Origin of the sequence: Vibrio glycogenivorans, from assembly GCF_051660965.1 — a bacterium.
Taxonomy (GTDB): domain Bacteria; phylum Pseudomonadota; class Gammaproteobacteria; order Enterobacterales; family Vibrionaceae; genus Vibrio.
In genome coordinates, this window is the sequence record NZ_JBPVIS010000004.1 from 180,905 (window position 1) to 207,758 (window position 26,854).

Consider the following 26,854-nt stretch of genomic DNA (forward strand, 5'->3'; position numbering starts at 1 on the left):
TTACGTCAGGCCTCTTAGAAATGCTGGTCTATTACTCTCATTATTGCTCCATGCCACTATTTAGAAATTAGTTATACTTATCAACATAGTGAACGAGATGTGGGGTTGATCGTGATTGAAGAAGTGAAAGCGTTTAATGATAAGCGAGCGGAGATCTACTGGTGGCTCTCAAGCCTGTTCAGTCGAGAGTTGGACGACAAAGATCTTGCCCAGTATCAAAGCCCAGAAATTCGCGCATTTCTAAGTGGCTTGGGAGAGAACCTACAGTTAAAGCAACCCGTGGCGAACTTTATTGATACACTCAATCGCCTACAAGACCGAGAAGACGCTAAATTGGAACTCGCTGCAGATTTTTGTGACTTGTTCCTTAAATCTGATAAAGAAGGGGCGCTACCTTATGCCTCGGTATATCTAGATCCTGAACATATGCTCAATGGTCAGCCCGCTCTTGAGATGAAGCAAATCCTCGCTGAGCACAACATCCAAGTTTCCCACGGCCTAAACGAGCCCCCAGATCATCTCGGTGTTGAGCTCGATTTTCTTGGCAATCTTATCATTCGCTCGAACGAACTTGAGCAAGAGCGCCACCTCGAGCAGGCTTTTGCCGAGCAGGAGCAGTTTATCCGCCAGCATCTGCTCACTTGGGTACCCCAATTTCGTACTTTATGCAAAAAACGTGACGAGTTTGGGTTCTATGCCGCAGTGAGTGAGTTACTGGTCGCCTTTCTCGAGCTGGACTGCCTATATTTATTGGGTGAGGAAAGTTAGTCCAGCTGGCGATTAAGTTTGCACCGTAAACGATAGCAGTCTAAAATGTTCGGATATTTTTAGCCGCTTTCGTGAAAGCGGTTTTTTTATTTACCCCTTAGCGAATACCGCATTTCCCTCACCATGATACGTTCGAACGCTTGAGATCTGTGCGGTAACCATAAGTACAATTAAGGAACACACCAATGGCCACTATTAAAGATGTCGCACGTCTTGCAGGTGTCTCTACCACAACGGTATCGCACGTTATCAATAAGACTCGATTCGTTGCTGAAGCTACCCAAGAAAAAGTAAACCAAGCAGTTAAGGAGCTTAACTATGCTCCTAGTGCGGTAGCGCGTAGTTTGAAGTGTAACTCAACCCGCACCATCGGCATGCTCGTCACTCAGTCCACTAACCTATTTTTCTCTGAGGTCATCGATGGTGTTGAGAGCTATTGTTACCGTCAGGGCTACACGCTAATTTTGTGCAACACGGGTGGCATCTACGAGAAACAGCGCGACTATATTCGCATGCTGGCTGAGAAACGTGTCGATGGTATCCTGGTGATGTGCTCTGATCTGACTGAAGAGCTCAACGAGATGCTCGACAGCCACCCTAACATTCCAAAAGTGATCATGGACTGGGGCCCTGAGACCTCACAAGCTGACAAAATCATCGATAACTCAGAAGAAGGCGGTTACCTCGCAACCAAATTCCTTATCGACAAGGGCCATCAAAAGATTGCTTGCCTTAGCGGCCACTTTGAAAAGGCGGCGTGTATGGAGCGTATTAGCGGCTTCCGTCGCGCGATGGATGAGGCGAACCTCAATGTGGTTGAGGATTGGATCCTTGAGGGCAATTTTGAGTGTGATACTGCCGTCCTTGCTGCGGACAAGATCGCTGCAATGGATGAAAAGCCGACCGCGGTATTCTGTTTTAATGACACCATGGCACTCGGCCTTATGAGTCGCTTGCAAGAAAACGGTATTCGTATTCCCGAAGATATGTCGGTGATCGGTTATGACAATATCGAGCTGGCCGAGTACTTCTCTCCGCCACTGACCACCGTACACCAACCAAAACGACGCGTGGGTAAGAATGCCTTCGAGATCCTCCTCGAGCGAATCAAAAACAAGGAACATGATAAGCGAGTTTTTGAGATGCACCCTGAAATCGTGGAACGTCTAACTGTTAAAGATATCAGTCATTTAGGTTAATTTGTGTACCAAAGTTAGATATTCCTGCATTTAGTGTGCAATTGACAGAAGTTGGCTAGTCTTTTTTGGAATCGGCGTCACATTATGGTTGTTGGATATGTGATACCTATCCAGCTTTTTATTATGATTTTGTCTATGCCACGCACAGGGCAAACCATCTGAAAGGGTGGGACGCAAAGCCTCCGGCCTTACCCTTCAATTACTTGAGTGAAAACTCTCGTAGTTGAAGAAAGGTAGCGGGGTTGCCGATGGTGAAAGGACACTGCATTTAGCTGTTATTAGTAGGTGTAGGGTCGGTTTCGCTAAATTCTCGGGCCTGAATTTAGGTGGCTGTTGTTTCATTACCGAGATTTACAAAACCATGGATAGACCAATTTTAAAAGACTCAATGCGCTTGTTTGAGCAGTTAGGCAGCGTAAAGTCACGTTCAATGTTTGGCGGATTTGGCGTTTTTGTCGATGACGCAATGTTTGCACTTATCGTGCGCAATCGTTTGCACATTCGCAAATGTAGTCAACTTGATGCAGAAATTACCGCCAAGGGCCTTGAACCTTATGTTTATGAGAAGAAAGGCTTTCCTGTTGTTACCAAGTATTTTCAACTCGCCGAAGATTGCCTAGAAAATCCCCAGCGTCTACTTGAGATGGCAACCGTGGCACTCGATGCCGCGAAAAAGGACAAAATTAAGCAAGAAACCGCCAAGCCGCAGCGTCTTAAAGATTTACCTAATCTGCGCCTTGCAACGGAAAGAATGCTGAAAAAAGCGGGGATCGGCAGTGTTTCTGAGCTCGAACAAGCAGGCTCTGTTAACGCTTATCGCGCGATTCAGGAAACCCACACCGTACCAGTTAACCTTGAACTGCTCTACTCTCTAGAGGGAGCACTTAGAGGCACGCACTGGTCAGTGATCCCACAGCAACAACGTGATGCCCTAGCTAACCAGCTTTGCTAAACCTTTAGAAAACTAGCTATTCATTACTTAGATTCAAGCCAGCGACTCGCTGGCTTTTTTGATCTGTGGGTATATCTAACTTCAAATTATGGATAACTTTCATTAGCTTGAATGCTAACAGAGCAGTTTCTACTTACCCACCAGCTCCCACTTCGCGACCGAACTCACAATAATTATTTATAGCAATTCAATTGTGAAAAAAAACAAATATACCTCGATGAATTAATGGTATTTTGTTAACCAAAGCATCACTAAGGTTAACCATTACTTACTTGTCGTAGGAACCAATTAATGAAGAAGTTACAAAAATCAATTGCCCTTGTTGGGATGGGAGCCGCGTGTGTCTCTGCTCAAGAGATTGACCTCTCGTTTCAAGATCACACATTGCCAATCGAAAAACGTGCTGAAATCCTTGTGTCACAGATGACATTGGAAGAAAAAGTCAGCCAACTGCTCAATGACGCACCGGCCATTCCTCGCCTTGAGGTTCCGTCTTACAACTGGTGGAATGAAGCCCTGCATGGCGTGGCGCGTAATGGTAAAGCCACGATCTTCCCTCAAGCTATTGGTCTTGCCGCTACCTTTGATGCCGAACTGGCCAAAGAGGTTGCCAGCGCTATTTCTACTGAGGCAAGAGCCAAGTTTTCTATCTCTCAATCCATGGGTAACCACAGCCAGTACGCGGGGCTGACTTTCTGGACACCAAACGTCAACATCTTCCGTGACCCACGCTGGGGACGAGGACAAGAAACTTACGGTGAAGACCCATTCTTGACCTCGCAAATTGGTGTCGCCTTTGTGCAGGGCTTACAAGGTGATGATCCTAACTACCTAAAATCAGCAGCGACGGCAAAACACTACGCGGTACACTCAGGCCCAGAGGCGTCAAGACACCACTTCAACGCGATTCCAACTGAGCAGGACCTGCATGAAACCTACCTGCCTGCTTTTGAGGCACTGGTTAAAGATGCTAACGTCGAAACGGTCATGGCTGCCTACAACGCTGTGTTTGACAAGCCTGCCAACGCCAGCCACTTCTTGCTGCAAGACATCCTAAGAGATCAATGGGGCTTTGACGGGCACGTTGTATCCGATTGTGGCGCGATCCACGGTATCTTTGAAAAGCTTAAATACCGAGAGACCGCAGCAGAAGCATCAGCAGTTGCTCTGGATGCCGGCGTTGAGCTTAACTGTGGCTACAGCTACCACCACCTAACCGAAGCGGTAGAGCAAGGTTTAGTATCTGAAGAGCTAATTACCCTGCGTACTGAGCAACTTTTCAAAACACGCTTTAAGCTCGGTATGTTTGACGCAGACCAAAGCGTTAACCCGTACAATCAAATCCCGCCTTCAGTCATTAACAGCGAAGAGCACCGTGAGCTAGCACGCAAGGTGGCACAAAAGTCGATTGTTCTGCTGAAAAACGACAACAACATCCTACCGCTGTCTAAGGACATCAAAGTCCCTTACGTCACTGGACCGTTCGCAAACTCTGCAGATATGTTGATGGGTAACTACTACGGCATCAGCCCTAATCTAGTCACCATCCTGGGCGGTATTTCTGAGGCGGTATCACTCGGTACGTCACTTAACTACCGCAGCGGTGCCCTGCCGTTCAATGACAACCTTAACCCGAAAAACTGGGCGCCAAATGTCGCTGCTAGTGCCGACGTGACTATCGCAGTCGTTGGCTTGAGCGCTGACTTTGAGGGTGAAGAGGTCGATGCGATTGCTTCTGCGCACATTGGTGATAAAGAAGATCTCAAACTGCCACAAAACCAGATCAACTACCTCAACCAAATCATCGAGAAGAAAAAAGGTCCACTCGTGCTTGTAGTGGCGAGCGGCAGCCCTGTTTCTCTTGAGGGTATCGAAGAGCACGCTGATGCTATCTTGCAAATCTGGTACCCAGGTGAGCAAGGCGGTAACGCAGTTGCTGACGTTCTGTTTGGTGATGTGTCGCCATCAGGCCATCTACCGATCACCTTCCCGAAAAACATCGCTCAGTTGCCTGACTATGAAGACTACTCAATGCAGGGACGTACTTATAAGTACATGACTAAAGAGCCAATGTTCCCATTCGGCTTTGGTTTGACCTACTCAGAGACTAACTTCAAGCAGTTGGCACTAGAGTCTGACAAACTTGGCCAAGAAGACAGCTTGCAGGTACAAGTTAAAGTCGAGAACACCGGCGAGTACGACATTGAAGAGGTAGTCCAGCTCTACATCAGCCCAGAAAACGTGACAGATAACCTGCCACACACCAGCCTCAAAGGTTTCCAACGTATCGCACTTAAGCAAGGCGAGAAAAAGGTGGTCACCTTCACGGTTGATGCTGAGCAGCTCAAAGTCATCAACTCAAAAGGTGAAAAAGTCTGGCGCAAAGGCAACTACCAAGTATCCATCGGTAACTCATCTCCAGGCCCAGTCAGCGAACGCCTAGGCGCCGCAACACCAGAAACTGCTACCATCAAGCTCATATAAACCACAGGGGCGGGGACGTTACGCTACGGGTTTCACTTCGTTCCGAGGTGCGAGGAGTCTCCACACGCGACAAACTCCTCGCTCCACGTAGGGTATTAGCCCGTACTCGAACCTCGCCCTAAACCCAGGGAGCGGGGTTCGAGTTTCACTCCGTTCCGAGGCTCGAGGAATCTCCACACGCGGTAAACTCCTCGCTCCCCGCAGGGCGCAAGCCCGTACTCGCTCCTCGCCCTCCTTTTTTTTGGAGTGAAAGAAATTTCGATCCTATCCTGTCTTTATAGTCATTCAATTACGATATATTGCAGCGAAAACAGGGATTAGAGTGATGAAAAAGTTTCTTAATACGAAAGTGATATTGGGTGTGGTTTTGATAGCCATCATTGTAACCCTAGCGACACAGTTTGGTCAGTATCTGACGCTTGAGAATGCTAAAGAGCAGCAGGCGGCGCTGCGTAGCTTTATCGACGCTAATTTTGTCACTGCGGCGGCAATTTACTTCTTTGCTTATGTCGGCATTACCGCCTTTTCCGTGCCTGGGGCTGCGGTGGTTACCCTACTCGGTGCGGCGCTATTTGGTTTTTGGACCAGTTTAGTCCTAGTATCTTTTGCTAGTAGTATTGGCGCAACGCTTGCCTTTCTCAGTAGCCGCTTTTTGCTGCGTGACTGGGTTCAGGGCAAGTTTGGTGACAAGTTAGGCACCATCAACAAAGGCATTGAGAAAGACGGCGCGCTCTACTTGCTATCATTACGTCTAATCCCAGTGTTCCCCTTCTTCCTAATCAACTTACTGATGGGTCTGACCCCCTTGTCTATCGGTCGTTTCTACCTGTTTAGTCAAATTGGTATGTTGCCGGGCACAGCGGTGTATCTTAACGCCGGTACTCAACTGGCGCAGATTGACTCGTTAGCGGGTATTGTGTCACCTTCGGTACTGGTCTCATTTGCCCTGCTCGGATTATTCCCAGTGCTGATGAAATGGGTAATGAATTTCGTTGAGCGCAGACGTAATGTCACGGCTACAAAATAAGGACCTCAATGAAGATTTACTTTGCTAAACACCCGCCAGAAGCCCATATCGTCGCGCAGATGCTCCAGCAACACCAGATCCACTGTGAGGTGCGCGGCGATGGTCTGTTTGGCTTACAGGGTGAGCTGCCATTCAACGAAGAAACCTTTCCCCATGTCTGGCTGTTTAATGACGACGATAAAATGGCCGCTGAGCGCTTGATTGAGCGCTATTTAACTCAACAGCAAGCTGGGCTCGCTGGATGGCAATGCAGTGAGTGTCAGGAGCACAATGAGGGTCAGTTTGGCGCTTGCTGGCAATGCGGCGCACCGGCACCACATTAATCGAGCTAGAAGTGCTAAATTACACCAATGAGTGACGCTTAATAAATGAGATGGAGTAGGCGTTAAACTCTTCAGGACGCTCGACGTTACACACATGACCACAGTTCTCGATTTCGAGCAGCTCACTCTGGGCATGGAGTGATACCATCTCCCGCACCGGCTTGATGAACATGTAGTCACGCTCACCCATCAAGTACAGGGTCGGGATCGGTAATTCTCGATCACGAAAATAACGCATCAGTGGGTTAACGTCTGTGGCTAGTTTAAACCAACGCTTAAACTCTTTTTGACACAGCTTCTTGGCTTCACGTACAAACATATGCCGTGATTCGCGCTGACTGCGCTGCGGCATGACGATATAGGCAAATAAGCTGTATAGCCACATGTAAGGCAGGAAGTTCTTGCTCATGTCACCGAGCTTAACCAACACCTGAGAACGGGCGTTAAGGCGGGTTACAGCGCCTCCTAACACCATGCTGCGCACACGTGGTGCCTCTAGTTCAGCCACATTACGGACAATAATCGTCCCAAGCGACATACCGACAAAGTGCGCCGATGAAATGCTCAGGTGATCGAGCACTTTCAAAACATCCTTGGTGACGTCCTTAAAGGTGTAGTGGTTGGTGATGATATCTTTGATGAACTGATTGGACTTACCATGACCGCGCAGGTCGACCAAAAGCAAGTTGAAATGCTCGCGATAAGATTTTATCTGCTTAAACCAAATTGACGAGCTGCCGCCTGCTCCATGGACAAAGACCACCCACTCCTTGCTGGTTGGATGTTTAAATGTCTTGTGAAAAAGCAAACTATCTGACATGTCTCTGTATTACCAATAACGAACTCACCCAAAATCCTAGCATAAAACCCTTACAAACGCCCTACCAATATTTGTAACTAGCAATTGCTCAAACGCAGATACAGCAAGGGCTGAATCGAGATTCAGCCCTTGAATAATAACGTAATTTCCGCAGCTTATTGCTTGATTGCCAACTGGTACATCTTGATGTACTGGTGGGCTGATTCTTGCCAGCTAAAGTCTTGAGACATCGCTCGCTGCTGAACTTTAACAAACCCTTGTGGATCTTGAAGCATAAATAGCAATGCACGCTGCATTGCAACTAACAGTGCTTCCGGCGTTGGCTCGTTGAAGCTAAAGCCTGTCGCCTGCTCTGGATGCAGATCATAATCGACAACAGTATCTTTCAGGCCACCCACTTCACGCACAATCGGCAGCGTACCATAGGCCATACTATAAATCTGATTTAGACCACACGCCTCAAACTCAGATGGCATCAAGAAGAAATCAGAGCCAGCTTCAATCAGGTGCGCAAAGCGATTACTGTACGCCTCAAGAAACGCAAACTTGTTTGGATAATTCTGAGCAATGCTGCGCAGCCAAGAAGCAATCTCCGCCTCGCCAGTACCGATGATCACCACCTGAACATCATTGTTCAGGAACTTCTCAATGATTGGCAGCAAGTAAGAGAAACCCTTTTGATGGCTTAGACGACATACCATACCAAACATGGGTTTATCGCCAACCGGCAGCCCCACCTCTTGCTGAAGTGTGTGCTTCGCATCGGCTTTACCCTTCTGCAAAGAGGCCGCATCACTGGTATACGGTGTCGGTAAGAACTCGTCTTGCGACGGCTCCCACTCCGAGTAGTCACAACCATTAACAATGCCATGCAGATCCGAGGCACGATGAACAAAATCATCCACCATACCGTGCGCACCCAGAGGAGTGAGCAGCTCGGAAGCATAGTTTGGGCTGACCGCATTGATCTTATCGGCAAAGGCAATTCCCGCACGCAACATACTCACTTGATCGTGACCATACTGAAGGAACTCCATACCCGATAAGTTAAGCTCAGGAATATTCTGCACCTGATGGTAGTGGAATATCCCTTTAAACAGTGCATTGTGCACCGTAAGTACACTCTTCATGGAGTGAAAAAACGGGTCTTCACGGTAACGCGTTTTGAGCAGAAACGGAACAAAGCCAGTATGCCAGTCATTCGCATGCACAATGTCAGGGCGAATATCCAGCTTCGGCAACACGTCTAGGCTTGCTGCACAGAAGAAGCTAAAGCGCTCACCATTGTCGTGATAAGCATGGTTGTTCTCTGCATAGAGCTCTGGTCGGTCGAAATACTGAGGGCAGTCGATCAAATACACATCGACGCCGTCAAGTTGGGTCTTGCGCACGCAATAGCTGGTGTGCGGCCAATGGTTCAGCTCAGTTTCTAAGATCACCTGAGTGTCTGAAACATGGGGGACGCTGCGATACGCAGGCAGCACGATCGCCACCTCGTGCCCCAGCTCTTGCAACGCTTTCGGCAGCGCCTTGGCTACATCCGCCAAGCCGCCACTTTTCACTAGTCCTTGTGCCTCTGAAACGGGAAACCAGAGATTTAGTTTTTCCACTTTAGTATCCTACTTTACTTCCTTTCGCAATCACGACAATGCCTTCAGAAGAAACGTGGAAGCGTTTTGCGTCCAACTCGAGATCTTCGCCGATGACGGTGCCTGGTGCGATTTCAACGTCTTTATCGATGATGGTGCGACGGATTTTACATCCTGCGCCAATTTTCACATCACCTAAAATAACAGATTCAGACACGGTTGTACCAGAAGCAATGTTGGTGCGATAACCAAGAACCGATTTGTAAATCGTTGATCCTTGGATATAACTTCCCCCTGAGACCAAACTATCGGTGATCTTCACCTTGCGGTGATCGGCATCAACAAAGGTCGCCGGTGGGAATGGAGGGTAGTAGGTATGCAACTGCCAGTTGCGATTGTAAAGCGAAAACGGAGCATCTTCCTCAAGCAAGTCCATGTGCGCTGACCAGTAAGACCCAATCGTACCCACATCACGCCAGTAAGTTTGTGGCTTCTCACCTGGGATATCATTGGTTGAGAAGTCGTAAACATACACGTCGCCACTTGGGTAAAGCTTTGGAATAATGTCTTTACCAAAGTCATGGCTTGACTCAGAGTTTTTCGCATCTTCATGCAGCTCGCTACATAGACACTCGGTTTCAAAAATGTAGTTACCCATTGAAACCAAAGCCATATCTGGGTGGCCAGGGATTGGCTTAGGATTGGCAGGTTTTTCTTCAAAACCAATCATTTTGCCATTTTCATCCACCTCGATAACACCAAACGATGACGCCTCAGCCAGCGGCATACGCAGCGCTGAAACGGTCAGACTTGCTTTCTTTTCCTTATGGAAATCAAGCATCTGACGAATATCCATCTTGTAAATATGATCAGAGCCAAAAATAGCCACTTGGTCCGGATCTTCAAGCTTGATAAAGCCAACGTTTTGGTAGATTGCATCTGCCGTACCCTCGTACCAACGCTTACCATCACGCATCTGCGCAGGGATAAGATCGATAAAGCGTCCAGTGATGCTGGTTGGGTTCCAACCTTTTTTCATGTGCACGTATAGAGATTGTGATTTGAACTGAGTCAATACGTAAACCTTCATTAGGTCAGCGTTACGGAAGTTGTTCAGTGCGAAATCAATTAATCGGTAGCTACCGCCAAAGGGAACAGCAGGTTTAGTACGTGTTTCGGTAAGAGGCATAAGACGTGAGCCTTCTCCACCAGCGAGGATCATCCCTAAAACACCAGCCATAGTTTTCTCTCCATATTTATATTTATCATTTAACGCGTACCCTGTTTTGAAAAAGTGAGGGGAACAGGAATACACGTTTGTAGGGCATCGCTTGCAAACTGAGACACGTGGTTTGATTTTGTTAATACGTGTTTCGTCCCACAAGCATCACCTTGTGTCAAAAATAAGCCAGCCGCCTATCCATAGCTCTTCAGCGATAACATTCTTCAATGGAATTTGCTCCGTCTTGGGAAGAGTAAGACCGAGTCGTTATATGCGAAAAAATGGAAAAGAGCGGTTTTTTTGACACCATTAAGCACCTTGTGTGCTTAAGAGCGCCTATTATGAAGAAAAATTACTAGCAGCGTCAGTGTCGGTGGTCACAAATTTTATTCAACAGTGGACATACCTGTGTTTTTTTAGATATCAGTTACATTTATGCAATGTAACTTTCATACAATCGCAACATAAAAAACAGGGCGACCAACTGGCCGCCCTGATGTTTACAAATGGTGGTTATTTTTTAGGTTTTTTACGCTTGTCGGTGATTTCCCACTTACCGTCAATGTACAAACCTGTCCAGCCAGAAGGCTTACCATCATCTTCTGAGCGGATGTAGTTTTCCTTGGTCTTGCGGCTAAAACGAACAACCGCAGGGCGACCATCTGGGTCATGCGTTGGCGCTTCAGCAAGGTAGTGGAACTTCGGCGAGATGCGGTCTTTAAAGCGCGCAAGCTCCTCAACCAAAGGCGCACGTGTTTCACGCGATTTCGGGAAGTTACTCGCCGCCATAAACAGGCCTGACGCGCCATCACGCAGCACAAAGTACGCATCAGAGTTGGCACATGGCAACTCAGGGAAGTGCACCGGATCCTCTTTCGGTGGCGCAACTTCACCATTTTTCAGAATTTTACGCGTGTTCTTACAGTTTTCATTGGTGCAGTCCATGTACTTACCGAAACGGCCATTCTTAAGCACCATGTCAGAACCACACTTATCACACTCAACAACTGGACCATCGTAACCCTTAACCTTGTATTCACCATGCTCAACCACATAGCCTTCACAGTTAGGGTTGTTACCACACACGTGCAGCTTGCGTTTGTCATCGATAAGGTAAGCGTCCATCGCGGTTTCACAGATTGGACAACGCTTCTTGGCGCGCAGTGCCGCCGTCTCAACGTCTTCCTCAAGCACGTTGATGATGCCTTCTTCATCGCCAAGGTTGATGGTCGTCTTACAGCGCTCTTTTGGCGGCAGAGAATAACCAGAACAACCGAGGAATACACCCGTTGATGCCGTGCGGATCCCCATTGGGCGTGAACAAGTCGGACACTCAATATCGGTCATCACAATGTGGTTTGGCTTCATGCCACCTTCGCCTTCATCCAACTCCGCTTTTTGTAGCTCATCAGTGAAGTCGCCGAAGAAGTTATCCAGCATGTGTTTCCAATTCACCTCACCTTCCGCGATTTGGTCGAGTTTCTCTTCCATGCGCGCTGTGAAGTCATAGTTCATCAGATCATCGAAGCTGTCATCGAGACGATCGGTGACGATCTCACCCATCTTCTCTGCATAGAAACGACGCTGATCAACTTTAACGTAACCACGATCTTGGATCGTTGAGATGATCGATGCATAGGTCGAAGGACGGCCAATGCCACGCTTCTCAAGCTCTTTAACCAAGGCCGCTTCAGTAAAACGTGCCGGTGGCTTAGTAAAGTGCTGCTTAGGATCAAGGTTTTGCAAATCCAGCGTATCACCCACCTGCACCGCAGGCAGAATCTGATCTTCATTTTTACCTAGTGGGCGCTGAACGCGTGTCCAACCATCAAACTTAAGGATACGGCCCTTGGCTTTGAGGGTAAACTCGGCAGCTTTAACGCTCACTGTGGTCGAGTCGTATTTCGCTGGCGTCATCTGACACGCAACGAACTGATTCCAGATAAGCGAGTACAGTTTGTGCGCATCCGCTTCCATACCTTTCAGATCGTCTGCCTTGACAGCCACATCGGATGGACGGATCGCCTCGTGCGCCTCTTGTGCGCCCTCTTTGCTGCCATAAACCAGTGGCTTAGCAGGCAAGTAAGCGTCACCAAACTCACTGTTGATAAACTCGCGTGCGGCCTCTACAGCCTCTTTGCTCAGGTTAGTCGAGTCAGTACGCATATAGGTGATGTAACCCGCCTCATAGAGGCGCTGAGCGAGCATCATGGTCTTTTTCACGCCGTAGCCCAAGCGGGTACTAGCCGCTTGCTGCAGTGTCGAGGTGATGTAAGGCGCAGATGGCTTGCTGCTGGTTGGACGGTCTTCACGCTTACACACTTCGTAAGCGGCCTTCTCCAACACGCTCATTGCCGCCTTGGTTTCAGCCTCGTTGACTGGCTTAAACGCAGTGCCGTCTTTTTGCGCCACTTGTAGGCGGAAATTGGTCTTGTCCTGCGTTAGCGTATCGGCATGTACATCCCAGAATTCTTCAGGAACAAACGCCTTGATCTCACGCTCACGCTCAACCAAAAGCTTCACCGCGACCGATTGAACACGGCCAGCTGATAAACCACGTGCGACCTTTTTCCACAACAGTGGCGACACCATAAAGCCTACCACGCGGTCCATAAAACGACGTGCCTGCTGCGCATTGACTCCATCAATATTCAGCTCGCCCGGTTGCTCGAACGCCTGCTGGATCGCGTTTTTAGTGATTTCATTAAATACTACGCGTTTGTATCGCTCTTCATCGCCACCGATGATCTCGCGAAGGTGCCAAGCGATAGCCTCTCCCTCACGGTCCAAATCGGTTGCGAGATAAACGTAATCTGCATCTTCCGCCAGTTTTTGTAGCTCAGAGACAACCTTCTCCTTGCCCGGTAGGATCTGATAGTTTGCTTCCCACTCGTTGTAAGGGTCGATACCCATTTTTTTGATCAGCGCTTTGCGGTCTTTCTCTTTTTTGACGCGCGCTTTCTCTTCAGGGCTCATCCCCTTAGTAGAAACTGCGGCTGCTTTTTTCTGCCCAGTGCTCTGCCCTGCAGTCGGTAGATCACGCACGTGACCGACACTCGACTTCACCACAAAGTCTTTACCTAGGTATTTATTGATGGTCTTCGCCTTAGCTGGCGACTCCACAATAACCAGTGATTTACCCATACGATTTATATTCTCTATTTCAGGCACGCCGTTACGGTACGGCATACTCAATAATGCGTTCTTTTTTTACTATTGAGCGAGATTTTCAGAAGATCAATATCTTTTTGCAAAAAAACTTCCGACTGCTGGACATTTCGGCAATCCTCTGCAGCTGTACCACGTGAGGGATTCCCTCTTTATATACGTAGCATTTTCATCTGCGTAGTTGATATTTTTTAACTAATTTCACTCACGTGTCGTTTATAGCCCAGTAAGCTCATCAAATCGGTTGAGTCCCACGACAGATTTTTCTAAACTTGCCGCCATCAATTACTTTAGGGAACCCCAACACATGAGTGATAAGAAAGTTATCTCGCAATTCGACCTACTCTTGATTGCCAACCAAGTTATCCAAGAACACGATGACTACATCGAAGGTATGCGCGCTGACACCGTCGAAGAAAAAGAGGGTGTCCTAATTTTCAAGGGCGAATACTTCCTAGATGACAAGGGGCTTCCTACCCCAAATACCACTGCTGTGTTTAATATGTTCAAATACTTAGCGCACCATCTATCAAAAGAATTCACGCTTGAAAAATAACCACACAAAGCAAAAAGGAGGGACGCTTTGCCCTCCTTTTTTATCACCTGAATGACTAGCAGCTCAGCTGTGCTAGCTTGTCAAAATAGTCAGGGAATGTCTTCGAGGTACAGCCCGGGTCATTGATGGTGACCGGGGTATCGCTCAGTGCCACCAGCGAGAAACACATCGCAATGCGGTGATCATCATAAGTATCAATCGCAGCGTGCTTAAGCTCGGCGGTTGGCGTGACTAGCAGGTAGTCTTCACCCTCTTCAACTTCTGCACCAACTTTACGCAATTCCGTCGCCATCGCAGCAAGGCGATCGGTCTCTTTGACTCGCCAGTTGTAGACGTTACGGATCGCCGTGGTTCCCTTGGCAAACAAGGCGGTTGTGGCGATCGTCATCGCCGCATCTGGGATATGGTTGTAGTCCATATCGATCGCGTTAAGCTCACCGACACGCGAAATCACGTAGTCGTCGCCCCACTCAATCTCTGCGCCCATTTTCTCGAGTGCATCCGCAAACTGGATATCACCTTGAATGCTGTTTTTGCCAATACCAGTGACCTTGATTTCGCCACCCTTGATTGCTGCAGCCGCGAGGAAGTAAGAGGCTGAAGAAGCATCACCTTCGACTAAGAAGTCACCCGGTGCCACGTAGTGCTGACCTGTCGGAATAACAAACTGCTGGTAGTCATTATTGACCACCTCAACACCGAACTGCTTCATGATATGCAAGGTGATATCGATGTAGGGTTTGGACACCAATTCGCCAACGATATTAATTGTCACCTCACCCTCAGCCAATGGCGCAGCCATCAAGAAAGCGGTTAAGAACTGACTTGAAATCGAGCCATCAATTGACACGCTGCCCGCTTTAAGCCCAGTGGCTGAAATCTTCAATGGCGGATAATCGGTATTTTCAAGATACTCAATCTCAGCACCCGCTTCACGCAATGCATCGACCAAATGACCGATCGGACGCTCTTTCATGCGTGGCTCACCCGTCAAGATGTACTCACCCTGACCAAGACACAATGCCGCCGCGAGTGGACGCATCGCTGTACCAGCATTACCCAAAAACAGCTCTTGTGCTTCACTGGCTTCAAATGGACGCCCTAGCCCATCGACTTCACACACCGTTTTGTCTTGCGACAAACGATAAGTCACACCGAGTTTAGTCAGCGCATTGAGCATGTGACGAATATCATCACTGTCAAGTAGGTTGGTTAAACGTGTGGTGCCCTTTGCCAGTGCGGCAAGCAGCAACGCACGGTTAGAAACACTTTTCGAGCCAGGAAGGTTTACAACGCCATTGACGCGTTGGATCGGATTTAAGGTCAAGCTTTCCATTAACTAATTATTCCCTTAGGTCTACTGCTGGATAAGGGAGGGCAGCAGTGAGTATTCATTGTTGGTTGATGCAGACTACCCAAAAAGCCTGGATAACTCCAGCGCCGAACCTCGCTATCAATCAAGAAATTGTCGCGTAAACTCAAGCTGACGACTGGTTAAGTTGGCATTTCGGGCAAAACTTAATACTATCGTGCCATCGTTAGCCTAGCCGACCTTGATATGAGCTTCTATTTAACTGAACTTGCGCCAGATTCACATGAGTTCCCCTCCCCGTTTGATGCGTTAGACGATCCGAACGGCTTGCTCGCCTTTGGGGGGGATCTCTCTCCGCAGCGCCTACTCAGAGCCTACCAAAGCGGTATATTCCCTTGGTATGGCCCAGGAGAGCCACTATTGTGGTGGAGCCCTGCTCCGCGAGCAGTGTTTGCACCAAAAACTTTCAAGCCCTCAAAAAGCGTCAAGAAGTTTCAGCGTAAGCATGGCTATCAGATCTCGATTAATCGCGCGACCGAGCAGGTTATCAGCCTATGCGCCTCCACCCGCAGCTTCGATGAGACTTGGATACACCCGGAGATGCAAGCGGCCTATAAGGCCCTTGCAAGCCTTGGTCACTGTCACTCGGTTGAGGTGTGGCATCAAGAGCGTTTGGTTGGCGGGTTGTATGGCTTATCTATTGGCCGGCTATTTTGTGGCGAGTCGATGTTTAACTTGCAAACCAATGCGTCTAAGATTGCTCTGTGGTACTTTTGTCAGCACTTCGCACGTTACGGGGGCGAGCTGATCGACTGCCAAGTCATGAACCCACACCTTGAGTCTCTCGGAGCCTTGGAGCTGTCGCGTGAAGCATTTATCGCCCAACTTGAGAAACTACAAGCCGAGACTACCGATAAGCAATGCTTTGCAGCGCAATGGATCAGTCTCGATTGATCGACTAGCTTGAAAGAATGGGTTTGCTAGCGGATGCTTTTTTTCTAGATGTTAATATTGCAGATGTTACTTTGCTGTAGGACGAAATGAATTCAGACTTGTATCACATTAGAATTGGCCTAACTGCGCCGCACAACTGCGCTTACTTGCCTGGGCTTAAAGAGCGCATGGCAGTTGCACTGGATGAGCCTAACCACTCACCAGAAGGCTACCAACTGCTGCTCGCCAATGGCTTTCGTCGCAGCGGTGAGGTGATCTATAAGCCCCACTGTGCCAATTGCAAAGCCTGTGAAGCGATCCGCATCTCGGTGGGTGATTTCAAACCCTCGCAAAGTCAAAAGCGCTTATTAAAAAAAGCCTCACATCTGCGCGCCATTATGCGCGCTGAGCTCGATGACAACTGGTTTGATCTCTACAGTCGCTATATTGAGGCCCGTCACCGTGATGGGACCATGTACCCACCGAAAAAAGAGGACTTTTTCAAGTTCTCCCACTGCAAGTGGCTTAAACCCAAGTTTTTGCACGTGTACGAGCACGATCGCCTAGTGGCCGTCGCAGTCACAGACCTAATGCCCCAGTGTGGCAGCGCGTTTTACACTTTTTTCGACCCCGATCACCCACTCTCGCTCGGCACGCTGGCGGTTTTAAAACAGATTGAGTTTTGCCGTCAACGACGCAAACCCTGGCTTTATCTTGGCTATCAAATCGATGAATGCCCGGCAATGAACTATAAAGTCCGCTTTCAGCGCCATCAAAGGCTAGTAAATCGTCGTTGGCAAGGGTAGAATACGCCTCAACTTTATTTATTCTGCTTTTGTGCCCATGCTTGAGGGTGCAAAACACACCATTTACAAAAGAGGATTAAATGGCTAAAGAAGACGTAATCGAGATGCAAGGCACTGTCCTTGACACTCTTCCAAACACTATGTTCCGTGTTGAGCTAGAAAATGGCCACGTAGTGACAGCACACATCTCAGGTAAAATGCGTAAGAACTACATCCGTATTCTTACTGGTGACAAAGTAACTGTAGAGATGACTCCATACGATCTATCTAAAGGTCGCATCGTCTTCCGTGCTCGTTAATCTTTGATTACCTTGCAATAAAAAACGGAGCCTCAGGCTCCGTTTTTTATTGCAAATTGACTAACGAATTACTTGTCGAGCATCTGTTTATAGTGCTGACGACACACAGAGACATAGCGGTCATTACCGCCAATCGCGACCTGATCACCGTGCTTAATTGGGTTGCCGTGCTCATCCATGCGGATCACCATGTTCGCTTTACGCCCACAGTGACACACCGTCTTCAGTTCAATCAGCTTGTCAGCCCACGCGAGCAAGTGTCGGCTGCCCTCAAATAGCTCACCCATAAAATCGGTGCGCAAGCCATAACACAGCACTGGGATATTGAGTTTATCCACCACTTCCGTCAGCTGGTACACCTGATCTTTACTCAAAAACTGACACTCATCGATCAAGATGCAGTGACGCGGCTCGGCGTTATTTAACTCCGTGATCTCAGCAAACAGATCGGTGGCCTCACCAAACAGCTGCGCATCCGCCTGCAAGCCAATACGTGAGCTCACTTTACCCACACCATAACGGTCGTCTAACGCCGCGGTATAGATCAGTGGATTCATGCCACGCTCTTGGTAGTTAAACGAGGATTGAAGAAGTGTGGTGGACTTACCCGCATTCATTGCCGAGTAATAAAAATACATCTGAGCCACAGAGACTTACCTTTTGAAACTTGAAATTGATTTTGACTGATTAAGAAAAAGGGCTGAATCTCAGCCCTTTTTTATCTTGATGACTTACGACGCCAATTACTTACGACGCCAAGTCGTGCCTTCTGCACCGTCTTCAAGCACGATGCCCATCTCGGTCAGCTTGTCGCGCGCCATATCCGCGTTCGCCCAGTCTTTAGCTGCACGTGAATCGTTACGCAATTTGATCAGCGCCTCAATCTCAGCCACTTCATCATCACTGCCAGCATCACCTTTCAAGAAGGCCTCTGGATCTTGGTACAAAATACCAATCACGTCAGCAAGCTTGACCATCATCGCGCCCAGCGCGTTGGCTGCCGCCTGGTCTTCTGCTTTCACGCGGTTGATTTCACGCGCAAGATCAAACAGCACTGAGTAGGCTTCAGGCGTATTGAAGTCATCATTCATTGCCGCTTCAAAGCGAGTCACGTACTCTTCACCACCGCTTGCCTCAACCGAAGTATCAAGGCCACGCAGTGACGTGTACAGACGCTCTAGAGAGGCGCGAGCTTGGTTTAGGTTGTCTTCACTGTAGTTTAGCTGGCTGCGGTAGTGACCTGACATCAGGAAGTAGCGCACAGTTTCTGCATCATAGTGACCCAGTACGTCACGAATGGTGAAGAAGTTACCCAGTGATTTGGACATCTTCTCACGATCCACCATCACCATGCCGCTGTGCATCCAAGTATTCACATACTGGGTGCCGTGTGCACAGCACGATTGAGCAATCTCGTTCTCGTGGTGAGGGAACTGCAGATCAGAGCCACCGCCGTGGATATCAAAGTGGTTGCCCAGAATCGATGAGTTCATCGCAGAACACTCAATATGCCAACCCGGACGACCTGGACCCCATGGCGATTCCCATGTTGGCTCACCTGGTTTAGACATCTTCCACAATACAAAGTCCAGTGGGCTACGCTTAGTCACTTCAACGCTAACACGTGCGCCGGCTTGTAGCTGGTCAAGGTCTTGCTTAGAAAGCTTGCCGTACTCATCGTACTTGCTCACCTCAAACATCACATCGCCATTGTCCGCCACATAAGCAAAACCGCGCTCAATGAGCTTTTCAACCAGATCAATGATCTCTTGGATGTAATCAGTTGCACGTGGCTCAACATTTGGACGTGCCATGTTCAGCGCATCAAAGTCCGCGTGCATCTCTGCGATCAAACGCTCGGTTAGCGCTTCACATGACTCGCCGTTTTCAGCGGCACGTTTGATGATCTTGTCATCGATGTCTGTGATGTTACGTACGAAGTTCAAGTCGTAGCCAAGGTAGCGCAGGTAACGCGATACAACGTCAAATGACACGAAGGTACGACCGTGACCAATATGACAGAGATCGTAAATGGTTACCCCACACACATACATGCCGACCTTGCCGGCTTCGATTGGCTTGAATTGCTCTTTCTGGCGTGTAAGGGAATTGTATATTTTTAACATGATCGCTATCTAATATTGGTGTGTGAAAAAACTGGTCGCTAGTATAGCAACTCGGCCGTGGTTAAGTAATCCTCTATCGCCTAAAATCGCAGCAGAAGCGTTAGGATTTTGTGCCAAAGTGGACTTTTTCACATAGGATTATCAAGGTAGTTACGATAGAATCGCTACTCTTAAAACACATACATGACTAAAGGACATCATCATGATCACCCTTCACACTAATTTTGGTGACATCAAAATCCAACTAAACGAAGAGAAAGCGCCAATCACTAGCGCCAACTTCCTTCAGTACTGTCGTGATGGTTTCTACGACAACACTCTATTCCACCGTGTTATCGACGGTTTCATGGTCCAAGGCGGCGGCATGGAATCTGGTCTGCGTGAGAAGACTTCTCGCGAGCCAATCAAGAACGAAGCAAACAACGGCCTGAGCAACAAAGTCGGCACGCTAGCGATGGCACGTACTATGGAGCCGCACTCAGCAAGCTCGCAGTTCTTTATCAACGTTAACGACAACACCTTCCTAGATTTCCGTAGCGAAAGCCTAGATGGCTGGGGCTACTGTGTATTTGGCGAAGTGGTTGAAGGCATGGATGTCGTCAACAAGATCAAAGGCGTGAGCACAGGCTCTTACGGCATGCACCAAGATGTTCCTCTTGAAGACGTTGTGATCACCGGCACAACTATTGAAGAATAATTATTGAAGAATAATTAAAAGACTGGGGTGGCAACGCCGCCCCATCTATTGACGTATCGACTATGACCACACTGTTTATCTCCGATCTTCACCTCTCTCCAAAGGTTCCTGAGCTCAACCAAGCTTTCTTTCGTTTATTAGAAGAAGAAGCGCCACAAGCCGATGCCGTTTATGTGCTTGGCGACTTGTTCGATTTTTGGACCGGAGACGATGACCCTTCGCCGTTTGCTCGCTCGATTATTGAAGCCTTCCAAACGCTAACCCAAGCCGGTGTACCGTGTTTTTTCACCAAGGGCAATCGCGACTTTCTGGTTGGCAAGCGCTTTGCCAAAGAGACTGGGGTAACGCTGCTTGACGATGAGGCCGTTATTGAGCTTTATGGCCAGCGCGCTGTGGTGCTGCACGGTGATACCCTATGTACTCAAGATCAGGCCTACCTGAATTATCGACGTAAAGTACATCAGCCGTGGTTACAGTGGCTGTTCAATCACCTGCCGTTCGCGCTGCGTGAGCGGATCGTCGCCAAGATCAAGGGCGACATCAAACACGATAAGCAAACCAAATCGCTTGAAATCATGGATGTGACGCAAAGTGAGGTCGAGCGCGTAATGACCCAGCACGATGTCACCCTGATGATCCATGGCCACACCCACAGACCGGCTATCCACCGCTTTGAATTAGGCGATAAACAAGCGCGTCGTGTGGTAATCGGTGACTGGGGGGAACTGGGTTATATACTACGAATCGATCAACAAACCCTGTCATTAGACAGTTTTAACATCGATAACGTAAGAAAATGTGATCAATTTAAGTATTTGTAACTAAACAAAATAATTGATTCGAGTATAGTATAGGCATCGACAAATAACCTAAGCTGACTCTTGAAGTACTCTTATATCGCCAGGCAACCAATCTTAGATCGGTCAAAACACACCATTGGTTACGAACTGCTTTTTCGTGACGGGCCCAATAACACCTTTCCTGAGGTTGACCCTGAGCTGGCGACCAGTCGCTTACTATCTGACCACTTTTTGTCCACCCATTACAGCTCGCTGGGCGATAGCTTTGGCTTTGTTAATTTTCCCTATCAAAGCCTGATTAATCGCGTGCCGACTCTGTTTCCACGAAAAAATCTGGTGATCGAGATCCTTGAGGACTGCCCGCCCACACCTGAGTTGCTCAGTGCAGTGCGAGAGCTCGCGGCCGAAGGTTATATCATCGCTCTCGATGACTTTGTGCCGAGCAAAGCATGGCGAGCCTTTCTACCTTATATTGCGATCATTAAGTTTGATATACAGTCGATGTCTATCGACAAGGCACGTATTTATATTGACCGATACTCCGAGTCCAATATCCGCTTTCTGGCGGAAAAAGTCGAGACCCATGAGGAATTTGAGCTTGCCCACCAAGCTGGATTTGATTATTTCCAGGGCTACTTTTTTAGCAAGCCAGAGATGATCCAGCGCAAAGCGCTTGAGCCATCGTTTATTGCCGTTGTTCAGCTGTGTAAAGCATTATCACAAAGCCACATTGACTACAAAGCCGTAGAAGCCATCTTCGCTCAGGATGTCTCATTGTCGTATAAGCTACTGACCTACGTTAACTCGTCTTTTTTGGTCAGTGTGCGGATCAAGTCTTTCCACCAAGCACTGGTTTACCTTGGTGAAGAACGCTTGAGAAAGTTTGTTGCCCTAGTCGCGATCGCTTCAACACGCGATACTAAACCAGACTACCTCTATCGGCTGTCGGTTCAACGGGCACGCTTTTGTGAGCTGCTGGCCAATCGAACCCATGCAGATCCCAGCGCAGCGTTTCTGACCGGTATGTTCTCGCTGCTTGATAGCCTGCTCGACCAACCGATGCAAGATTTGCTCGAGACCATTCCGGTTGATGATGAAGTTAAACTTGCGCTTACCGAAGGGAGTGGCATACTGGCGCGAATATTAAGAACCACCATCAGCTATGAGCGCGCAAACTGGCCGAGCCTCAACCGCCTTGCTTTGAAGCTTGGCTTGTCAGACGAGGCCCTAAGTCACTGCTACGACCAATCAGTCAGTTGGACCAATGAGCTCTTAGCCTCGGCACCGACCGGAACAACATAATGAAACCATGCCCATGTAAAAGTGGTAAGCCTTACCAAAACTGCTGTCAGCTTGTCCACCAACAGCACAGCGCCGCCCAACTCCCTGAGCAACTCATGCGTGCCCGCTACTGTGCTCATGTGCTTGATCTGGTTGATTTTGTCATCAACACCTATCACCCAAGCTGTCATGCCCAAGACGACCGCGAGGCGATCGCTGAATCGGTACACAGCAACTGGGTCAATCTCGAGGTGGTCGCTCGCGAGCCTGGCAACAATGCCAATGAGGGCTTTGTCACCTTTAAGGCCTACCTTGAGCAAGAGGGTGAAGAGTTCTGCCTTGAGGAGCGCTCACGCTTTGTACGCGAAAATGGCCTGTGGTACTACATTGACGGTACCTTCCCAGACCCAGAGCCACAGACTGACAATCATACCCCTGCCACCTCAACCAAGGTTGGTCGCAATGATCCCTGCCCCTGTGGCAGCGGAAAGAAGTTTAAGAAATGTTGCGGCTAACGTGAGCAAACTTAAAGACGGGCTACCACAAAGTGGGGCCCGTTTTTTCTAGCCCCTGCTCATCATCAGGGTTGTACAAATGACAACTTTTCATCGATAGACAGCCACAGCCAATACAGTGACTGAGTTGTTGATGCAACTTGTGCATATTCTCAATCCGAGCTTCAAGCTCACTGCGCCATTGCTGACTCATCTGCTGCCACTGCGCCTGACTCGGCGCTTTCTCAAGTGGCAGCACCGCCATCGCTTGCTTGATTTCATCAAGTGATAGGCCCACTTGTTGGGCGATCTTAATCACCGCAATACGCCGCAGCACATCACTGGTGTATTGACGCTGGTTGCCGCTGTTGCGCGTCGAGACAATTAATCCCTTACGCTCATAGAAGTGCACCGCAGACACAGCAACGTCTGCGCGCTTAGCCACTTGGCCGACTGATAACATAGTGCAAATTCCTTCTTGACCTCAAGTTAAGTTTAGGTTTTACGCTCAGTAGTAACAAGTTAAACCACTTTCTGGGATAGGATCAATAAGGATCACGCTATGACAAAACTAGAACATGCCAATATCACTGTACCGAGCATCGATGCCGCCATTGAATTCTTAGATATCGTTGCCCCCGATTTCGAGGTACGTGCTGACAACAGCCCACAAGACAGTTACCGCTGGGCCCACGTTGGCAACAGCGAGAGCTATCTCGCCCTGCAAGAGCCACAGTTACACCAATCCAGCGCAAAAAACACCACCAAGGATCAACGCCGGCCTTACTATGATATTGGGGTAAATCACCTGGCACTGATCGTCTCCGACGTAGAGGGAATCAAAGAGCGATTGCTCGAGCGCGGCTATCGAATGAATGGTGAAATTGCCGATGAAATCAGTCGTAAACGTGTGTACTTTTGGGACAGTGCCGGATTTGAGTGGGAGCTGGTCGAATACTTCACCCAAGAGCCTAAGCAGCGCTATCGCTATGACAACATCGCTTAGCTGATAAGTCACTTGCTTCAATTGACACAAAGGCTTGTATCGGACAGAAGTGGGCCTAACTAGTGTTGCAAGTGTGCTCGAGCTTTTTTAAGCTTAACCCTTGCGTCCTAATGCGGTTTATCACTTATGCCCTGCGAGCCAATCACTGTCCCTTTACCTTCCCTGCTACACCGCCTTGAGCGGCAGAAAGTTGACCTCGCCAAACAGTTATGTGAAGCACAGTCTTGCCAGTTAAAGCGAGTTCGCCGCTCACGCAACTGGCAACTGGTTGGTAGCCCGATGGCGATTGATGCCTTTGTTCGCCAATATCAGGTCCAAGCGAAAACGGAGGTGGATTTTCTCATCAACAAGGTGCAAGCGATATTGAATCAACATCAAGACAAGCTTGAGCCCTTAGAGGATAAACTGCAGCGCATGCTGCAAGAGCAGCCAAACATGACGTTGGCGGAGTTAATGCAGGCTACGCAGTGCTCACTGATGCAGGCACGGCAAGCACGCCTTTCGCTAGAGGAAACCTGGTGATCTGCGCCCTATCGCGGTTGATACGATAAGGCGCTACTGGGCTAGTTAGGACATCACAGGCTGCGCGTTACGGCTATGCCCATTTAGCGTGCGAGTTTGTGGTGAGCGCGCGAGAAGTGGCCCGCACAAAAAGCGCCCACAATCGACAACTCGCCCGCCAGACACAAGGCTGCCGCCACTTCCGCCAACGCTTGCGATTTTCCGTTGCCGTGCAGGCCCATCATCTCAAGACAAGCTTTTTGTGTTGGTAGGCCTGTACCACCACCCACAGTACCAACCATGATGTTCGGTAGGGTGACACTGGCATACAGTCCACCATCGCGATCCACTTCAAGACGCGTCATGCCCACAGCCGATTCCGCTACACAGGCCGCATCCTGACCACAGGCAATGTATAACGCAGCTAAAGCATTCGCATAGTGACCATTGATGCCGATGGTGCCACTGAGCGTGCCGCCAACCGTGGTCATCTGAGCAAACTGCATCATACGCTCTGGTGTGGTGTGCAGGTATTTTTCAACCAACTCAGCCGGAATATGCGCCTCCGCCGTGACCTTCTTACCGCGAACGCTACGCAGAGTTTGTGCGGTGGCTTTCTTATCACCAGAGAGGTTGCCATCGAGAAAAGCAAATTCTGGAGAGACGGGTGAGTTGTCCATGATGTACTCGAACACCGCATTGGTGGCGATGGTTACCATGTTTTGTCCCGAGGCATCGCCCGTTAGGTATTCGAACACCAAGTAGACGTGGTTACCCTCAATATTGACATTGATGTCTTTGAGTTTGCCGTGCGATGTGGTTGCCTCGGCGATCTGCTTAAAGGCGCCGTACTGAGTCACTGCCCAAGCAACAAACTGTCCGGCCTCGACCAAGCTATAAAAGGCAAAGCCAGGTGTGCGGGTTACCCCTTCATTGAGCAACATTGCGCTGACACCACCCGCAGCCGTTAGCAGTTGCGATCCGCGGTGATATGAGGCCACCAGCGCCGCTTCCGTTGTTGCAAGAGGAATTAGGTAGTCATCTTGGGCAAACAGGCCATTGACCCGCAAAGGGCCGGCCACGCCGACGGGCATCTTGACCGTACCAATAAAGTACTCAATGTTTTTGTTATAAACATCCGCCTGCTCACGAGTCGTATCATCAAGTAGCAGCGACTGCCATTGCGCATTGTTGATTTTGTCCCAACGACGCTTAAGGTTTTTATCTGAAATGTAAGGACTTGGAGTCAGACGGTTTTTTGCTCTTCCCAAGCGAGGCTCCAGCCTATCCTTTAGCATATCGGTATCCATCTCATCAGCTAGCGCAGAGGCGTGGTCTTGTCGATGTAAATTAATTTTAGGCATATGTTTGTCGCTGTCTATCTGTGCACTACCAATAAGTGGCACGATTCTACTGACTCGTAAAAAAAATACCACTAAAACACAGGGGCGAGACTCTAGGGGCGAGGAGCGGGTACGGGCTTCGCCCTACGAGGTGCGAGGGGTCTATCGCGCGCGGTAGATTCCTCGAGCCTCGGAACGCAGTGTAACCCGACCCTCGTTCCTATTTATTCAAGTGTTTTAGGCTGCGCTGTTCTAGGTGGCGGAAGGCTAGGGATAGGCTAAAGCAAATTAAGAAATAGACTAAGCCGACCACTAGCCAGATTTCGAAGATCATGCCTGAGGAATTGGCGATTTCGGTGCCGACGAAGGTCATCTCTTGGATCGAGATCAGGGACACGATTGAGGTGTCTTTGACGAGAGAGATGGCTTGCCCGGCCAAGGCTGGGGTAATCGCTGCCAGTACTTGGGGAGCGATGATGAAACGATATTTGACCCAAGTCGACAGGCCGAGTGAATCAGCTGCCTCCCATTGACCTTTAGGCACTGCCATCAGACCTGAGCGTACCACCTCTGCAACATAGGCCGACGATAACAATCCAACACACAATACACCCGAGAGTAGGTTTTCCCATAAGTTCGCTGGGCCAAACAGGGTGAGTTGCAACGCATTGGGCTCACCGCGGTAGCCTCTGAGTACCTGTTCGAGCCCCAGCAGTGGGATCAACTGGTTGGAGATAAAGAAGTAAAAGATGAATACAAACACTAAAGGGGGAATGTTACGCACCAACTGAACAAACAGGTTGGCCGGAACACGCACAATGGCCAATGCAGACAAGCGCGCGACGCCAAGCAAAGTGCCTAGCACCAGTGCCAACACCATCCCCCACAGACTCAGACGCAGCGTGGCAATCAGTCCCTGAAAGAAATAGGGTAAGCCGCCGTCAGCGCGGCGAGTGAACAACAAGTCAAACGCCCGGCTCCACTGCCAATGGTAGGTCACTCCGATTGATGAGCGATAAACCAACCACAAGCCCCCTAAAGCTAGTAAGGCAAGTAGCAGCACATCTAGGCGATTAAGCCGAGTAAACCACAGCTGTTTTGCCAACGATCCCTGATCAGACAACATTGACCGCTTATCCACGTCGCTT

General features: G+C 48.9%; 26 protein-coding genes and 1 riboswitch. Of the genes, 16 read left to right on the forward strand and 10 right to left on the reverse strand.

What is annotated here, in order from left to right:
* Nucleotides 1–114 precede the first annotated feature (114 nt).
* The 6 genes from torD (at nt 115) to ACSTTG_RS11570 (ending at nt 6,753) form a co-directional block, all read left to right on the forward strand.
* Nucleotides 115–768, forward strand: a complete 654-nt coding sequence (gene torD, locus ACSTTG_RS11545; RefSeq protein ID WP_438457592.1) for a molecular chaperone TorD — start codon at nt 115–117, stop codon at nt 766–768.
* 185 nt (nt 769–953) lie between these two features.
* The gene (purR, locus tag ACSTTG_RS11550; RefSeq protein WP_438456975.1) at nt 954–1,967 is read left to right on the forward strand and encodes an HTH-type transcriptional repressor PurR; all 1,014 of its coding nucleotides are present in this window, start codon (nt 954–956) and stop codon (nt 1,965–1,967) included.
* A 138-nt stretch (nt 1,968–2,105) separates the two neighbouring features.
* Nucleotides 2,106–2,217: riboswitch (cyclic di-GMP riboswitch) on the forward strand.
* 111 nt (nt 2,218–2,328) lie between these two features.
* Nucleotides 2,329–2,919, forward strand: coding sequence for a TfoX/Sxy family DNA transformation protein (locus ACSTTG_RS11555; protein WP_438474927.1), 591 nt, complete (start codon nt 2,329–2,331; stop codon nt 2,917–2,919).
* A 291-nt stretch (nt 2,920–3,210) separates the two neighbouring features.
* Nucleotides 3,211–5,403, forward strand: coding sequence for a glycoside hydrolase family 3 C-terminal domain-containing protein (locus ACSTTG_RS11560; RefSeq protein ID WP_438456973.1), 2,193 nt, complete (start codon nt 3,211–3,213; stop codon nt 5,401–5,403).
* A 325-nt stretch (nt 5,404–5,728) separates the two neighbouring features.
* The gene (locus ACSTTG_RS11565; RefSeq protein WP_438456972.1) at nt 5,729–6,430 is read left to right on the forward strand and encodes a TVP38/TMEM64 family protein; all 702 of its coding nucleotides are present in this window, start codon (nt 5,729–5,731) and stop codon (nt 6,428–6,430) included.
* An 8-nt stretch (nt 6,431–6,438) separates the two neighbouring features.
* Nucleotides 6,439–6,753, forward strand: coding sequence for a putative signal transducing protein (locus ACSTTG_RS11570; protein ID WP_438456971.1), 315 nt, complete (start codon nt 6,439–6,441; stop codon nt 6,751–6,753).
* A 19-nt stretch (nt 6,754–6,772) separates the two neighbouring features.
* Here ACSTTG_RS11570 and ACSTTG_RS11575 read toward each other — a convergent pair whose 3' ends face one another.
* The 4 genes from ACSTTG_RS11575 to topA form a co-directional block, all read right to left on the reverse strand.
* Entirely contained in the window at nt 6,773–7,573 is an 801-nt protein-coding gene (locus tag ACSTTG_RS11575) for an alpha/beta fold hydrolase (protein ID WP_438456970.1), read from the reverse strand.
* 155 nt (nt 7,574–7,728) lie between these two features.
* Nucleotides 7,729–9,183 (reverse strand): glycogen synthase GlgA, encoded by a 1,455-nt coding sequence (glgA, locus tag ACSTTG_RS11580; RefSeq protein WP_438456969.1) that lies wholly within the window; start codon nt 9,181–9,183, stop codon nt 7,729–7,731.
* A gap of 1 nt (nt 9,184) precedes the next feature.
* Entirely contained in the window at nt 9,185–10,477 is a 1,293-nt protein-coding gene (gene glgC, locus ACSTTG_RS11585) for a glucose-1-phosphate adenylyltransferase (protein WP_438456968.1), read from the reverse strand.
* Nucleotides 10,478–10,897: 420 nt separating this feature from the next.
* Nucleotides 10,898–13,528, reverse strand: coding sequence for a type I DNA topoisomerase (gene topA, locus ACSTTG_RS11590; RefSeq protein ID WP_438457591.1), 2,631 nt, complete (start codon nt 13,526–13,528; stop codon nt 10,898–10,900).
* 331 nt (nt 13,529–13,859) lie between these two features.
* Between topA and ACSTTG_RS11595 the strand changes: the two genes are divergently transcribed.
* Nucleotides 13,860–14,108: a YciN family protein gene (locus ACSTTG_RS11595; protein WP_438456967.1), complete on the forward strand. Its 249-nt coding sequence runs from the start codon at nt 13,860–13,862 to the stop codon at nt 14,106–14,108.
* A gap of 55 nt (nt 14,109–14,163) precedes the next feature.
* Here ACSTTG_RS11595 and aroA read toward each other — a convergent pair whose 3' ends face one another.
* The gene (aroA, locus tag ACSTTG_RS11600; RefSeq protein WP_438456966.1) at nt 14,164–15,444 is read right to left on the reverse strand and encodes a 3-phosphoshikimate 1-carboxyvinyltransferase; all 1,281 of its coding nucleotides are present in this window, start codon (nt 15,442–15,444) and stop codon (nt 14,164–14,166) included.
* A 222-nt stretch (nt 15,445–15,666) separates the two neighbouring features.
* Here aroA and aat point away from each other — a divergent pair, with 222 nt between their 5' ends.
* From aat to infA, 3 genes are all read left to right on the forward strand, one after another.
* The gene (gene aat / locus ACSTTG_RS11605) at nt 15,667–16,374 is read left to right on the forward strand and encodes a leucyl/phenylalanyl-tRNA--protein transferase (RefSeq protein WP_438474928.1); all 708 of its coding nucleotides are present in this window, start codon (nt 15,667–15,669) and stop codon (nt 16,372–16,374) included.
* Nucleotides 16,375–16,460: 86 nt separating this feature from the next.
* Nucleotides 16,461–17,159, forward strand: coding sequence for an arginyltransferase (locus ACSTTG_RS11610; protein ID WP_438474929.1), 699 nt, complete (start codon nt 16,461–16,463; stop codon nt 17,157–17,159).
* Nucleotides 17,160–17,239: 80 nt separating this feature from the next.
* On the forward strand, nt 17,240–17,458 hold the full coding sequence (gene infA / locus ACSTTG_RS11615; protein WP_001040192.1) for a translation initiation factor IF-1: 219 nt from the start codon (nt 17,240–17,242) through the stop codon (nt 17,456–17,458).
* A gap of 68 nt (nt 17,459–17,526) precedes the next feature.
* On the opposite strand, the gene ACSTTG_RS11620 is transcribed toward infA, so the two are convergent.
* Together ACSTTG_RS11620 and cysS are read right to left on the reverse strand one after the other, a co-directional pair.
* Nucleotides 17,527–18,105 carry a thymidine kinase gene (locus ACSTTG_RS11620; protein WP_438474930.1) on the reverse strand — a complete coding sequence of 193 codons (579 nt, stop codon included), beginning with the start codon at nt 18,103–18,105 and terminating at the stop codon, nt 17,527–17,529.
* Nucleotides 18,106–18,201: 96 nt separating this feature from the next.
* A complete protein-coding gene (gene cysS, locus ACSTTG_RS11625) occupies nt 18,202–19,584 on the reverse strand; it encodes a cysteine--tRNA ligase (RefSeq protein WP_438474931.1) in 1,383 nt (460 codons plus the stop codon).
* Between the two features lie 202 nt (nt 19,585–19,786).
* Here cysS and ACSTTG_RS11630 point away from each other — a divergent pair, with 202 nt between their 5' ends.
* The 4 genes from ACSTTG_RS11630 (at nt 19,787) to ACSTTG_RS11645 (ending at nt 22,877) form a co-directional block, all read left to right on the forward strand.
* Complete coding sequence (locus ACSTTG_RS11630; RefSeq protein ID WP_438456961.1) at nt 19,787–20,281, forward strand: peptidylprolyl isomerase; 495 nt, start codon at nt 19,787–19,789, stop codon at nt 20,279–20,281.
* Between the two features lie 62 nt (nt 20,282–20,343).
* The gene (lpxH, locus tag ACSTTG_RS11635; protein ID WP_438474932.1) at nt 20,344–21,102 is read left to right on the forward strand and encodes a UDP-2,3-diacylglucosamine diphosphatase; all 759 of its coding nucleotides are present in this window, start codon (nt 20,344–20,346) and stop codon (nt 21,100–21,102) included.
* A gap of 60 nt (nt 21,103–21,162) precedes the next feature.
* The gene (locus tag ACSTTG_RS11640) at nt 21,163–22,383 is read left to right on the forward strand and encodes an EAL and HDOD domain-containing protein (protein WP_438474933.1); all 1,221 of its coding nucleotides are present in this window, start codon (nt 21,163–21,165) and stop codon (nt 22,381–22,383) included.
* A complete protein-coding gene (locus ACSTTG_RS11645; RefSeq protein ID WP_438457590.1) occupies nt 22,380–22,877 on the forward strand; it encodes a YchJ family metal-binding protein in 498 nt (165 codons plus the stop codon). The genes ACSTTG_RS11640 and ACSTTG_RS11645 overlap by 4 nt, the downstream gene beginning before the upstream one ends.
* Nucleotides 22,878–22,899: 22 nt before the next feature.
* Here ACSTTG_RS11645 and soxR read toward each other — a convergent pair whose 3' ends face one another.
* Nucleotides 22,900–23,319, reverse strand: a complete 420-nt coding sequence (gene soxR, locus ACSTTG_RS11650; protein WP_438456958.1) for a redox-sensitive transcriptional activator SoxR — start codon at nt 23,317–23,319, stop codon at nt 22,900–22,902.
* Nucleotides 23,320–23,418: 99 nt separating this feature from the next.
* Here soxR and ACSTTG_RS11655 point away from each other — a divergent pair, with 99 nt between their 5' ends.
* Both ACSTTG_RS11655 and ACSTTG_RS11660 read left to right on the forward strand, forming a co-directional pair.
* Nucleotides 23,419–23,862, forward strand: a complete 444-nt coding sequence (locus ACSTTG_RS11655; RefSeq protein ID WP_438456957.1) for a VOC family protein — start codon at nt 23,419–23,421, stop codon at nt 23,860–23,862.
* A gap of 126 nt (nt 23,863–23,988) precedes the next feature.
* Nucleotides 23,989–24,384, forward strand: a complete 396-nt coding sequence (locus ACSTTG_RS11660; protein ID WP_438456956.1) for a ribosome recycling factor family protein — start codon at nt 23,989–23,991, stop codon at nt 24,382–24,384.
* An 83-nt stretch (nt 24,385–24,467) separates the two neighbouring features.
* On the opposite strand, the gene ACSTTG_RS11665 is transcribed toward ACSTTG_RS11660, so the two are convergent.
* Together ACSTTG_RS11665 and ACSTTG_RS11670 are read right to left on the reverse strand one after the other, a co-directional pair.
* Nucleotides 24,468–25,673 carry a hydroxymethylglutaryl-CoA reductase gene (locus tag ACSTTG_RS11665; RefSeq protein ID WP_438457589.1) on the reverse strand — a complete coding sequence of 402 codons (1,206 nt, stop codon included), beginning with the start codon at nt 25,671–25,673 and terminating at the stop codon, nt 24,468–24,470.
* A gap of 253 nt (nt 25,674–25,926) precedes the next feature.
* Complete coding sequence (locus tag ACSTTG_RS11670; RefSeq protein ID WP_438475027.1) at nt 25,927–26,832, reverse strand: amino acid ABC transporter permease; 906 nt, start codon at nt 26,830–26,832, stop codon at nt 25,927–25,929.
* Between the last annotated feature and the right edge of the window lie 22 nt (nt 26,833–26,854).

What these genes read in the sequence shown, in the direction of transcription:
- purR (WP_438456975.1), top strand. Translation starts at nt 954, where the DNA reads ATGGCCACTATTAAAGATGTCGCACGTCTTGCAGGTGTCTCTACCACA.
- ACSTTG_RS11555 (WP_438474927.1), top strand. Translation starts at nt 2,329, where the DNA reads ATGGATAGACCAATTTTAAAAGACTCAATGCGCTTGTTTGAGCAGTTA.
- ACSTTG_RS11560 (WP_438456973.1), top strand. Translation starts at nt 3,211, where the DNA reads ATGAAGAAGTTACAAAAATCAATTGCCCTTGTTGGGATGGGAGCCGCG.
- ACSTTG_RS11565 (WP_438456972.1), top strand. Translation starts at nt 5,729, where the DNA reads ATGAAAAAGTTTCTTAATACGAAAGTGATATTGGGTGTGGTTTTGATA.
- ACSTTG_RS11570 (WP_438456971.1), top strand. Translation starts at nt 6,439, where the DNA reads ATGAAGATTTACTTTGCTAAACACCCGCCAGAAGCCCATATCGTCGCG.
- ACSTTG_RS11575 (WP_438456970.1), bottom strand. Translation starts at nt 7,573, where the DNA reads ATGTCAGATAGTTTGCTTTTTCACAAGACATTTAAACATCCAACCAGC.
- topA (WP_438457591.1), bottom strand. Translation starts at nt 13,528, where the DNA reads ATGGGTAAATCACTGGTTATTGTGGAGTCGCCAGCTAAGGCGAAGACC.
- ACSTTG_RS11595 (WP_438456967.1), top strand. Translation starts at nt 13,860, where the DNA reads ATGAGTGATAAGAAAGTTATCTCGCAATTCGACCTACTCTTGATTGCC.
- aroA (WP_438456966.1), bottom strand. Translation starts at nt 15,444, where the DNA reads ATGGAAAGCTTGACCTTAAATCCGATCCAACGCGTCAATGGCGTTGTA.
- aat (WP_438474928.1), top strand. Translation starts at nt 15,667, where the DNA reads ATGAGCTTCTATTTAACTGAACTTGCGCCAGATTCACATGAGTTCCCC.
- ACSTTG_RS11610 (WP_438474929.1), top strand. Translation starts at nt 16,461, where the DNA reads ATGAATTCAGACTTGTATCACATTAGAATTGGCCTAACTGCGCCGCAC.
- infA (WP_001040192.1), top strand. Translation starts at nt 17,240, where the DNA reads ATGGCTAAAGAAGACGTAATCGAGATGCAAGGCACTGTCCTTGACACT.
- cysS (WP_438474931.1), bottom strand. Translation starts at nt 19,584, where the DNA reads ATGTTAAAAATATACAATTCCCTTACACGCCAGAAAGAGCAATTCAAG.
- ACSTTG_RS11630 (WP_438456961.1), top strand. Translation starts at nt 19,787, where the DNA reads ATGATCACCCTTCACACTAATTTTGGTGACATCAAAATCCAACTAAAC.
- lpxH (WP_438474932.1), top strand. Translation starts at nt 20,344, where the DNA reads ATGACCACACTGTTTATCTCCGATCTTCACCTCTCTCCAAAGGTTCCT.
- soxR (WP_438456958.1), bottom strand. Translation starts at nt 23,319, where the DNA reads ATGTTATCAGTCGGCCAAGTGGCTAAGCGCGCAGACGTTGCTGTGTCT.
- ACSTTG_RS11655 (WP_438456957.1), top strand. Translation starts at nt 23,419, where the DNA reads ATGACAAAACTAGAACATGCCAATATCACTGTACCGAGCATCGATGCC.
- ACSTTG_RS11660 (WP_438456956.1), top strand. Translation starts at nt 23,989, where the DNA reads ATGCCCTGCGAGCCAATCACTGTCCCTTTACCTTCCCTGCTACACCGC.
- ACSTTG_RS11665 (WP_438457589.1), bottom strand. Translation starts at nt 25,673, where the DNA reads ATGGATACCGATATGCTAAAGGATAGGCTGGAGCCTCGCTTGGGAAGA.
- ACSTTG_RS11670 (WP_438475027.1), bottom strand. Translation starts at nt 26,832, where the DNA reads ATGTTGTCTGATCAGGGATCGTTGGCAAAACAGCTGTGGTTTACTCGG.